This window comes from Mesorhizobium sp. M1E.F.Ca.ET.041.01.1.1, from assembly GCF_003997355.1.
In the GTDB taxonomy this organism is placed as follows: Bacteria; Pseudomonadota; Alphaproteobacteria; order Rhizobiales; family Rhizobiaceae; genus Mesorhizobium.
The window spans coordinates 1-9,907 of record NZ_RZSL01000196.1 but is presented as its reverse complement, the minus strand read 5'-3'; the positions used below and the strand labels follow the sequence as shown (position 1 = coordinate 9,907).

At 66.9% G+C, this 9,907-nt stretch carries 10 protein-coding genes and 1 pseudogene; 1 reads left to right on the top strand and 10 read right to left on the bottom strand.

Annotated elements, in window-relative coordinates:
• From EOA38_RS17480 to EOA38_RS17460, 5 genes and pseudogenes are all read right to left on the bottom strand, one after another.
• Window positions 1–283, bottom strand: a pseudogene (locus EOA38_RS17480) (ABC transporter substrate-binding protein); the annotation flags it as partial.
• Between the two features lie 66 nt (window positions 284–349).
• Window positions 350–1,822 carry an aldehyde dehydrogenase gene (locus EOA38_RS17475; RefSeq protein WP_126091833.1) on the bottom strand — a complete coding sequence of 491 codons (1,473 nt, stop codon included), beginning with the start codon at window positions 1,820–1,822 and terminating at the stop codon, window positions 350–352.
• Window positions 1,823–1,834: 12 nt separating this feature from the next.
• The gene (locus EOA38_RS17470; RefSeq protein WP_126091834.1) at window positions 1,835–2,872 is read right to left on the bottom strand and encodes an LLM class flavin-dependent oxidoreductase; all 1,038 of its coding nucleotides are present in this window, start codon (window positions 2,870–2,872) and stop codon (window positions 1,835–1,837) included.
• Window positions 2,869–4,656 carry an alpha/beta fold hydrolase gene (locus tag EOA38_RS17465; RefSeq protein WP_126091835.1) on the bottom strand — a complete coding sequence of 596 codons (1,788 nt, stop codon included), beginning with the start codon at window positions 4,654–4,656 and terminating at the stop codon, window positions 2,869–2,871. Before EOA38_RS17465 ends, EOA38_RS17470 begins: the two co-directional genes overlap by 4 nt.
• Window positions 4,649–5,236: an amino acid synthesis family protein gene (locus EOA38_RS17460; protein WP_126091836.1), complete on the bottom strand. Its 588-nt coding sequence runs from the start codon at window positions 5,234–5,236 to the stop codon at window positions 4,649–4,651. The genes EOA38_RS17465 and EOA38_RS17460 overlap by 8 nt, the downstream gene beginning before the upstream one ends.
• 133 nt (window positions 5,237–5,369) lie before the next feature.
• On the opposite strand from EOA38_RS17460, the gene EOA38_RS17455 reads away from it, so the two are divergent.
• Window positions 5,370–6,044, top strand: coding sequence for a GntR family transcriptional regulator (locus EOA38_RS17455; RefSeq protein ID WP_126091837.1), 675 nt, complete (start codon window positions 5,370–5,372; stop codon window positions 6,042–6,044).
• On the opposite strand, the gene EOA38_RS17450 is transcribed toward EOA38_RS17455, so the two are convergent.
• The 5 genes from EOA38_RS17450 to EOA38_RS17430 form a co-directional block, all read right to left on the bottom strand.
• The gene (locus EOA38_RS17450; RefSeq protein WP_126091838.1) at window positions 6,041–6,547 is read right to left on the bottom strand and encodes an L-2-amino-thiazoline-4-carboxylic acid hydrolase; all 507 of its coding nucleotides are present in this window, start codon (window positions 6,545–6,547) and stop codon (window positions 6,041–6,043) included. The genes EOA38_RS17455 and EOA38_RS17450 overlap by 4 nt on opposite strands.
• A gap of 63 nt (window positions 6,548–6,610) precedes the next feature.
• The gene (locus EOA38_RS17445) at window positions 6,611–7,387 is read right to left on the bottom strand and encodes an ATP-binding cassette domain-containing protein (protein WP_126091839.1); all 777 of its coding nucleotides are present in this window, start codon (window positions 7,385–7,387) and stop codon (window positions 6,611–6,613) included.
• Window positions 7,384–8,397, bottom strand: coding sequence for an ABC transporter ATP-binding protein (locus EOA38_RS17440; RefSeq protein WP_127220889.1), 1,014 nt, complete (start codon window positions 8,395–8,397; stop codon window positions 7,384–7,386). Before EOA38_RS17440 ends, EOA38_RS17445 begins: the two co-directional genes overlap by 4 nt.
• The gene (locus EOA38_RS17435; RefSeq protein ID WP_126091842.1) at window positions 8,394–9,224 is read right to left on the bottom strand and encodes an ABC transporter permease; all 831 of its coding nucleotides are present in this window, start codon (window positions 9,222–9,224) and stop codon (window positions 8,394–8,396) included. The genes EOA38_RS17440 and EOA38_RS17435 overlap by 4 nt, the downstream gene beginning before the upstream one ends.
• On the bottom strand, window positions 9,221–9,907 hold a 687-nt coding region (locus tag EOA38_RS17430; protein ID WP_145965985.1), incomplete at its 5' end, for an ABC transporter permease. The genes EOA38_RS17430 and EOA38_RS17435, both read right to left, overlap by 4 nt.

Genomic DNA, 9,907 nt, shown 5'->3' with positions numbered 1-9,907 from the left:
GCTCGAGCAATCCGTCCTTCGCCGCCTTGATGGCGAAGTCCATCTCGACGTCGACGACGTCCCAGGTGACGTTCTTGGCGTCGACCATGGCCTTCAGCTTGCCGTAGTCGGTCGGGCCGTCCTGCAGCACCTTGATGCCGGACGAGGCCGCGAACGGCTCCGCCCAGGACTTGGTCTGCGCCTCCTGCGTGGTGCCGCCCCAACTGGTGAACACCATTTCGTCGGCCTTGGCGGCGGTTGCCGCCAGCAGTCCGGCGAGAACGCCGGCTAAGATCAGTTTCATGTCATTCTCCTCTGATTTCTCTGTTCCGTTTCTTGTTCTTGTCAGTGCATCCTCGTCATGCCGTTCTCAGCGCATGACGAAGGGATCAGGGATCGGCTCGTCCGAGGTCTTGATCCAGACCGATTTCGAGCGCGTGTAATCGCGGATGGCGTCCAGCCCGCCTTCGCGGCCGAGGCCCGACAGGCCGTAGCCGCCGAAGGGCACGAGCGGCGAGACCGCCCGGTACGTGTTAACCCAGACGACGCCGGCATGGATGTCGCGCGCCATGCGGTGCGCCTTGCCGAGATTGGAGGTGAAGACGCCGGAGGCGAGGCCGAAGGGCGTGTCATTGGCGAGCGCGAGCGCCTCGGCCTCGGTGTCGAAGGCAAGCACGCTGAGCACCGGGCCGAACAGTTCCTCGCGCACGCAGGGCAGGTTGATGTCGCCGGCATCGATGATGGTCGGCGCGTAGTAGAAGCCCGCGCCGATGTCCGGGCGCTTGCCTCCGGTCACGAGCGTGCCGCCCGCGGCGAGGCTCTCGGCCACGACCTTCTCGATCCAGTCGCGCTGGCGCAGCGTGGCTAAAGGCCCCATTTCGGTGGCCGGATCCTGTGGGTCGCCGATGCGGATCGCTTCGGCTTTTTGCTTCAGCCGACCGAGGAACTCCTGCCTCACCGAACGCTCGATGAGCAGCCGCGAGCCGGCGACGCAGCTCTGCCCGGTCGCGGCGAAGATACCGGCGACGACCGCATTGGCGGCGCTGTCGAGATCGGCGTCGGCGAAGACGACGACGGGGCTTTTGCCGCCAAGCTCAAGCGTCGTAAAGGCGAGGTTCTCCGCCGTGTTCCTGACGATGGCGCGCGCCGTCGACGGGCCGCCGGTGAAGGCGACGCGCGAGACCAGCGGATGGCTGGTCAGGCGCCGCCCGCATTCCTGGCCGAAGCCGGTGAGGATGTTGACAGCGCCGGCTGGAAAGCCGGCTTCGCTGACCAACTCGGCAAAGGCGAGCAGCGGCGCCGGGCCGTCCTCGGAGGCTTTGAGCACCACCGTGCAGCCGGCGGCCAGCGCCGGACCGAGCTTGACCGCCGAGAGGAAGAGCTGCGAGTTCCACGGCACCACCGCGGCAACGACGCCGATCGGCTCGCGGCGGATGGTGACGTCGAGATCCGCCTTGTCGATCGGCACATGCGCGCCTTCGTGCTTGTCGGCGAGCCCACCATAGTAGCGGTAGTAGTCGCCGACATAAGCGATCTGGGCGCGGGTCTCGCGGATGATCTTGCCGGTGTCGCGCGTCTCCAGCTCGGCCAGGCGCCCGGCATTGGCGGCGACGAGATCGCCGAGTTTCACCAGCAGCTTGCCACGCGCGGTTGCCGTCATCGACGCCCAAGGTCCGGAGCGCAGCGCGCGGTGCGCCGCCTCGACGGCGCGGTCGACGTCGACTTCGGTCGCCGCCGGCATCTTCGCCCAAGGCGCGCCGGTCGACGGATCGATGCTGTCGAAGGTCGCGGACGGCTCGTCGAAGCGGCCGTCGATGAAGTTCCTGAAAAGAGCGTCGGTCATGGAGGCTCGCGATCAGATAAAGGCCGGCATCACCCGGTCGATGAACAGTTGCAGAGATTTCTTCTTGCGCTCGTGCGAAAGGCCGCTGTCGATCCAGATCGAGTACTGGTCGTAGCCGAGCGTCTCGTAGGCCTTCAGCCGGCCGATCACCTCATCCGCCTCGCCGATCACCAGGTTCTGGCGCATCTTGTCCGGCGCGTATTGCGGCATGGCGGCAATCTCGTCGGCGGTCAGCGGCTCCAATATGCCCTGATGCACCGGCTTCTTGTTCTGGAACCAGGCGCCGAACTGACAGTAGAAGGTCGATAGATCCTGGCTGAGCCGATCGGCGTCGGCCGCATTCTCGGCGACGAATGTGTGCATCAAAAGCATGATCTCCGGCCGTTCGATGTCCGGATGCGCGGCGCAGGCGGCGTTGAAGCGCTGCATCAGGCTTGCGACCTCGTCGTCGCCGGAGGCCAGCGGCGTCACCTGCACCTTGCATCTGTTGGCGACGGCAAAGTCGTGCGAGTTCGGGTCGCGGGCAGCCACCCAGATCGGTGGGTAGGGTTTCTGCAAGGGCTTGGGCGAGGAGGTGGTCGGCGGGAACTGCCAGAACTCGCCGGCGTGCTCGTAGTCGCCGTCCCAGAGGCCGCGGATTGCGGGTATGATCTCGCGCATGCGCTGGCCGGCGCCCCAGGCATCGAGCCCCGGGAAGACGCGCTGATATTCGTAGCTGTAAGCGCCGCGCGCGATGCCGACATCCAACCTGCCGCCGGTGACGAGGTCGGTCATGGCCGCCTCGCCCGCAAGCTTGATGGGGTGCCAGAAGGGCGCGATGATGGTTCCGGTGCCGAGGCGGATGCGGTTCGTTTTGGCCGCCAGATAGGCGATGTTGATGAACGGATTGGGCGAGATGGTGAATTCCATCCCGTGATGCTCGCCGATCCAGGCCGTCTCGAAACCGGCCTCTTCGGCGAGCAGCACCAGCTCTCCCAGCTCGTCCAGCAGCTCCGAATGCGGCTTGGCGAGATCCGAGCGTTCCATATGCACGAAGAGCGAGAACTTCATCCCTGGTCACCTGGATTGAGCGAAGCGACTTCGGCCCGAGCGAGCGGCCGCACTTCGCCTTCGAGTTCGTTGCCGACATAGACGCCGAATGCATCTTCAGTGCATTCGCGCACATAACGGGCCAGCATCGAGCGAATCGCCGGGTCGGCGATCTTCAACCCGTCGATCGCGTCGATGTCGATCAGCCGAATGCCGCGATCGCTCGACGCCGGCACATCGAACGTGCCACGATAGTAGACATGGGTGCGCGAAGCGTTGCCTGCATCGTCCCAGACGGCGTACAGGAAGCCGAGATGGGCCTCGATGGCCTTTGCGGCAAGAAGTCCGTTGAGGCTCTTGCCGTCGCTTGCCGAGCCAAGGCCCCGGCCACGCGGCAGGTCAAGGAAGCCATCCGCCGTTTCGAGAAACAGGATGCGGCCGCCATTCTCGAGGATGGCGCCGACATCGGTGCCGGGCTGGGCGGCGGCGAGCGCCTCCTGGCTGAGGCCGGGCGTGATGTAGGCGCCGCGGCAATAGCCGAGGGGCTGCGCGGAATTGTGCTGGAAATCGCGGACACGGCCGATGAGGATCGAATGATCCCCCGCGTCGACCAGCCGCTCCATGTCACAGTCGAAGCAGGCGACCGAGCCGTCCAGAATGGGGCTGCCGGTCTGTCCCGGGCGCCAGTCGACCGAGGCGAACTTGTCCGGCGCTTTCGAGGCGAAGATGCCGGAGGCCGCTTTCTGGCCCTCGTTCAAGATATTGATGGCGAAGCTCTTCGAGGTCGCGAACACCGGGTGCCCCAGCGCCTTATGGGCGATGCAGACGAGCACCAGCGGCGGATCGAGCGATACCGAGGTGAAGGAGTTGGCGGTGAAGCCGCGCGGCTCGCCTTCCAGACCGATGGTGGTGACGATGGTGACGCCGGTCAGGAAGGAGCCGAGCGCGCGCCGGAACTCGCCACTGTCGAAATCGGTGACCGCCTCCGCGACTTCGCGTTCCTGAAGGAAGTCGGCGATGTGGCGTGTGGTCAGATCAGGCGCCGCCACCGCCATCATATGCCTTTCACCAGGCAGCACGGTGCAGCGGCCATGCGGCGCGAGCCTGGCCATGGCGGCCGACATCGCCGGCGAGGAGTTTTTGTCTTCCGAGCCGGTGATGAACAGGGCCGGCACGGCCAGCGTCGGCAGGCGCTCGGCGTGGTCGGCATCGGCACGGGCGAATAGGCGGTAGGTGCGGGCATAGCCTTCGGGGTCGACCTCGCCCAGCGCCGCCGCCGTCTTCTCGGCCGCCGCGGTGAGTCCGGCCGGAACCGGATCGCCAAACCAGCGCGCGATGGTCTGCGCAGCGCCTGCCGCGTCGCCGCGACCGGTGAGCGCGGCGGCGCGCTCGCGAACGGCATCGGCGAGTTCAGGCGGCCGGCGGAACACGGCGTTGAGCGAGACGATGCGGCCGACGCGCTCCGGCGCGAGCAGAGCAAGCTCCTGCGCGACGAGCGCGCCCATGGAGTGGCCGACGACCGACACGCTTTTTAAGCCGAGATGATCGAGCAGCCGGATCGCCTGCCCAGCATAGTCGGCCAGTTCCGGTGTCTGCGGCGGCAACGGCGAGCGGCCATGACCAAGCATATCGATGGCGATGACGTCCCAGCGATCCGCCATCCGCTCGATCTGCGGCCGCCAGATCGCCGCGTTCATGCCGACGCCGTGAATGAAGAGCACCGGCGCGCCCGATCCGGCGCGGATGAAGCTGGTGCCGTCGGGCGCGGTACCCTCAGTCCACTCAGCTGCGACGGCGTCAGCCATGCAGGTCGCCCACTTCCTTGAGATCCTGATAGCGATCGCCGATGCGGTGATGCGGACGGCCGCCGATGGACGCGCCAAGCGCTACCACCAGCTCGTCCGGCGCCGGCGCGTCGCCTATCTGGAAATGCACGGTCAGATAGTGCGAGCGCCGGCCTTCGTCATTCTTGTCCATCAGCGGGATCATGATCGGCGTGTTCGGCCCGCCGCGCAGATTGGTGAAGGCAAGATAGGTCTTGGCGCCGACGGTGCGGCGATAGTGGTTGCCGAAATGCAGCGTGTGGATCAGGGCCGAGGCGTGCTCGATCTCACCCGACGTGCCGCAGATGGCGGCCTTGCCGTAGCCCTCGATCGCCTCGCCCGAGCCGGCGACGGCAAGGATCTCACGGGTCAGGGTCTCTCCCAGCACCGGCGCACAGGCGCGGATTTCGGGCGAAAGATCCTCGGTGAAGCCGCGTCCTGCCCAGGGGTTCGTCAGCACTGCGGCGACGCCGATCAGGCGCAGCGGCCTGGGCGCCGCCTTGCCGCCTTCGATCAGCGTGTTTTCGGTGTAGGTGACGATCTTGCGAATGGCCGGCTGCATGGAAACCTCTGTCGAGCGGCGCTGCGGAATAGCGTCACCTTCTGTGTCTTATGGTATACCATACTATGGAGCACCAAATACCTTGTCAACCGGCCATGGAATCTGTTTTTGTGGCGACGCAGGGAGCAAGCACATGCAGGACGACACCCTTCGCATCGATCGCAGCGCCAAGACCTTGAGAACATTGGCTCTCGAGCGCATGCGCGAGGCCATAATGGATTTTCATTTCCAGCCCGGCGAAAGGCTGGTCGAGCGGCCGCTTTGCGACCAGCTCGGCGTCAGCCGCTCAGTCGTGCGCGAGGTCTTGCGGCAATTGGAGGCCGAGGGACTCGTGCAGATGATCCCCGGACACGGGCCGGCGGTGGCGCGGCCGGATCTCGGCCGCACTGACGAGATCTACGAGCTCAGGGCTCTTCTCGAAGGGATCGCGGCGCGCGCCTGCGCGCTGTCGGCAACCAATGGGCAACTAGCGATACTGGAGCATGCTCTCAGCGAGCTCTTCGAAGCCTGGGCCTCGGGCAAGCCGCCGGCGGTGATGCGCGCGACGACGAAGTTCTACGAAGCGCTGTTTGAAGCCGCGGACAAGCGCGTCGCCTGGGAGATCGTGAGCGGGCTCAACGTGCGCATCAACCAGCTGCGCTCGATGACGATCGCCTCGGCGAACCGGCGCGAGCCGGCGATCGCCGAAATGAACGCGATCATGAATGCGATCAGGGCGCGCAAGCCCGAGGAGGCCGAAGCGGCGGCGCGGCGGCATGTCGAGTCCGCGTGGAAGATCGCCCGCACGGCGCTGCAGCCGAATGGTTAGACTGTGTCCCGGTTGGTCAGCGCGATGTGGCAGCAACCGGAGCCGTGGCCTGGCGTCCAGGTGACGTTGGCGAAGCGCACGCCGGTCGCTTCGAACAGGCCGCGGTCGAAGGCGCCGGCGATGCGGCAGAGCGTGGCGAGCTTTTCCTCGCCGACACCGGCCTCGACCCAGGCATCTTTCAGCGGGCAGCGCTTCACCTTGAAGGCGATGTGGTCCGGTCCGTGCTCGACATGGGTCGGGTACATGCGACCGCCATCCGGGCTTACGGCGAGGAACGCCTCGCCGATCGCCAGCGCGTCGTTGGGGCCGAAGCCGGCGAAGGCCGTCGCAGCGACCTCCCGGCCGCGCTTTTCGATGGTGCGGATCATGACCGCCTCGGCCTTCTCAGCGCCTAGCTCGGTGGTCAGCTCATCCAGGAAGAGGCGATAGAGATCGGCCCGGTTGCGGAAGGCGGAATCGAGCTCACGCGACAGTTTTTCGGCTCTGGTTGCGGGGTCGGTCATGATGCGTCCTGATTTACTGCTTGACCATGATCTTGTCCGCAAACCGGGTCCCACTTTGCGGGATCATGGTCGGGTCCCGTCTAGTCTCGGCGTTGCCGCCACCAGCGCCTTGCCGATCGCCGATTGCGGCGACGCGATCACGGTGCGGGCATCGCCGCTCTCGGCAACCCGGCCGGCATCGAGGATGACGACGCGATGTGCGACGGCGCGGATGACGCCGAGGTCGTGCGAAATGAAGAGATAGGCGATCCGTTCCTGTCTTTGCAGGTCGAGCAGCAATTCCAGGATCTGCCCGCGCACCGATACGTCGAGCGCCGATACCGCTTCGTCCAGCACGATGAGCGATGGCCGCGTGGCGATGGCGCGGGCGATCGCCACGCGCTGCCGCTGTCCGCCGGAAATCTCGTGGATGGCGCGTCTGGCGAGGCCGGCGTCCAGACCGACGCGCTCCAGAAGCGCGGCGATGCGGCGAGGGCGCTCGGCGCGCGAGGCGATGCCGTGGATGCGCAGGGGATCATCCAGCACGCGCGCCACCGTGGCGCGCGGGTTGAAGGCGGCGTGCGGATCCTGGAACACCATTTGCAGACGGGCGCGGCGAGCGCGCAGCGCACCGCTTGAGAGCGAAAGGAAGTCCGCGCCTTCGAACTCGATACGCCCGGCGTCAGGCTCGATCAGCCGCAGCACCAGCCGCGCGATGGTCGACTTGCCGCTGCCCGACGGACCGGCGAGCGCGAGCGTCTCGCCCGGCCCGATCTCGAAGGAAACGTCGTCGACCGCCGCAAAAGGCTTGCCGCCGCGCCGATAGCGTTTGGTGAGATTGGAGACGGCCAGCACGCTCATGCCGAAGCGCCCTGCCGGTCAAGCAGCGGCTCGGCGTCGAGGCCGAGATGGGCATCGAGCAGCGCGCGGGTGTAGGCATGGCGCGGCGCTTCGATAGTCTGGCGAGTCTCGCCGAACTCCACCAATTCGCCACGGCGCAGCACCGCGATGCGCTCGGCAAGCGTGGCTGCGAGCGCAATGTCGTGGCTGATGAAGAGCAGCGTCATGCCGTCCTCCGCCACCAATTGGCGGATCAAGGCGACGATCTCGGCCTGCACGATGGTGTCGAGCGCGCTGGTCGCCTCGTCGGCGATGAGCAGTTTCGGTCCGGCCGCGATTGCCGCCGCGATCGCCACGCGCTGCTTCTGGCCGCCGGAAAGCTGGTGCGGATAGGCGCGCAGCGCGGATTCTGGGTCGGGGAGGCGGACGCGTTCGAGCAGGGTTTTGGCCTTGGCATAGGCTTCAGGCCAGGTCAGGCCGAGATGGGTATGCGCAACTTCCGCGATCTGCTTGCCGATCGGCATGACGGGGTCGAGGCTGGAGGCGGGGTCCTGGAAGACGAAGCCGATGTCGCGGCCGAGGAGGGGGATGTTGTTATCGCCAATCGCGGATAATCGGCGTTCCGTCACACCCCCCTCTGCCCTACCGGGCATATCCCCCGCAAGGGGGGAGATTAGGTCGTCATCTCCGCCTTCGCCAATCTCCTGCGTCGCAGCGAGAGGGCCGGCAGTGGAACTGCCAATCTCCCCCCTTGCGGGGGAGATGTTCGGCAGGACAGAGGGGGGTGCGAAGGAACGAGGCCTCTGTAATCGGCTTGTTGGCCATTCGATCGCTCCGCCCACAAGGGCTGACCTCGCCAGCAACCCCGCCACCGCCAGCGCCAGCGTGCTTTTGCCCGAACCGCTTTCACCGATGATCGCCAGCCGCTCGCCTGCTTCAACATCGAGGCTGATGCCGTTCAGCGCCGCCACCTCGATGTTGTCGCGACGGTAGCGCACCGTCAGATCGCGGATCGACGGCAGCGCCGTCATGACAGGCTCCTGCGTACCGCGGTGCTTTCGACCACGCCTTCTCCGGCGAGATAGACGCCGAGCACGGTCAGCACGAGTGCCACGCCCGGAATGATCGACAGAAAAGGCGCGGTGCGCAGCACCGCTCGGCCCTCGGCGATCATGCCGCCCCACGTGACGCGGTTGGGGTCGCCGAGGCCGAGGAAGGAAAGCGCGGCCTCGGTGAGGATCGCCGCGGCGACGATCACCGAGGACAGCGCCAACACCGGCGGCAAGGCGTTGGGCAGCACCTCGCGAAAGGCAATTTCCAACGGATGCATGCCGATGACGCGGGCGCCGGCGACATAATCGCGCTCGCGGATCGACAGCACATCCGCGCGCGCAACGCGAGCAGGGCCGGTCCAAGCGCCGAGCGCGATAGCGGCCACGACGACGCCGAGCGAGGGGCCGACGATGCTGACGAGAGCCAGCGCGAGAAGAAAGCTCGGCACGGTCTGGAAGGCGTCGGTGACACGCATCAGCACTTCGTCGACGAGGCCTCCGGCAAAGCCAGCCAGCGTGCCGATCACAGCTCCGATGAGCAGCGCCGCGGCGGCGGCCGCCAAGCCGACGGCCAGCGAGGTGCGGGCGCCGTGAAACAGCTCGGCCAGCACGTCGCGGCCCAGCCGGTCGGTGCCGAGCGGCAGCGACCAGTCCTGGAACGGCGGCAGCAGCGCCGGACCGGCGATCGCCTGCGGATCGCGCGGGAAAAGTAGCGGCGCCGCCAGCGCCATGGCGACGAGCAAGGCGAGGATTGCCGCGCCGGCAACCGCTTCCGGCGTGCGGAAGATGCGGCGTAACCGGCTCATAGGCCGGCCTCGCTGGCGCCGACGCGTGGATCGAGGAAGGCGTAGGCGAGGTCGACAAGGAGATTGATGACGACGACGAGAACGGCGCTGACCAAAATGATGCCGAGCAGCAGCGGCGTGTCGCGTCCGGCGACGGCTTCCTGCGCCAGCCGGCCGAGGCCGGGAACGGCAAAGACGCTTTCGATGACGACGCTGCCGCCGAGCATCTGCGCCGATTGCAGGCCGAGCATGGTGACCAGAGGCAAGAGCGCGTTGCGGGCGACATGCGCAAGCACGATGCGGCGGCGCGCCAGGGGCCTGGCGCGGGCGGCGAGGATAAAATCCTGACGCCAGGCTTCCGCCATGCCGGCGCGCATCATGCGCAGATAAAGCGCGAGATAGATGAAGCCCAGCGCCGCCACCGGCAGCACGAGATGGGTGGCGACGTCGGCGGCCCGTGCCAGCCCGGTCTTGGCCGATGCGATGGTCTCGATGCCGCCGATCGGCAGCCAGCGCAGGTCGACGGCGAAGACGACGATCAGCACAAGGCCGAGCCAGAAGCCGGGCACGGCGTAGAGCGCCAGCGAGCCGATCGAAAGCAAACGGTCGCGGAAGCCGCCCGGTCTGGCGCCGGCATAGATGCCGAGCGCCGAGCCGAGGCCGAAGGAGAGCGCGGTGGCGCTGCCCATCAGGATGAGCGTGGT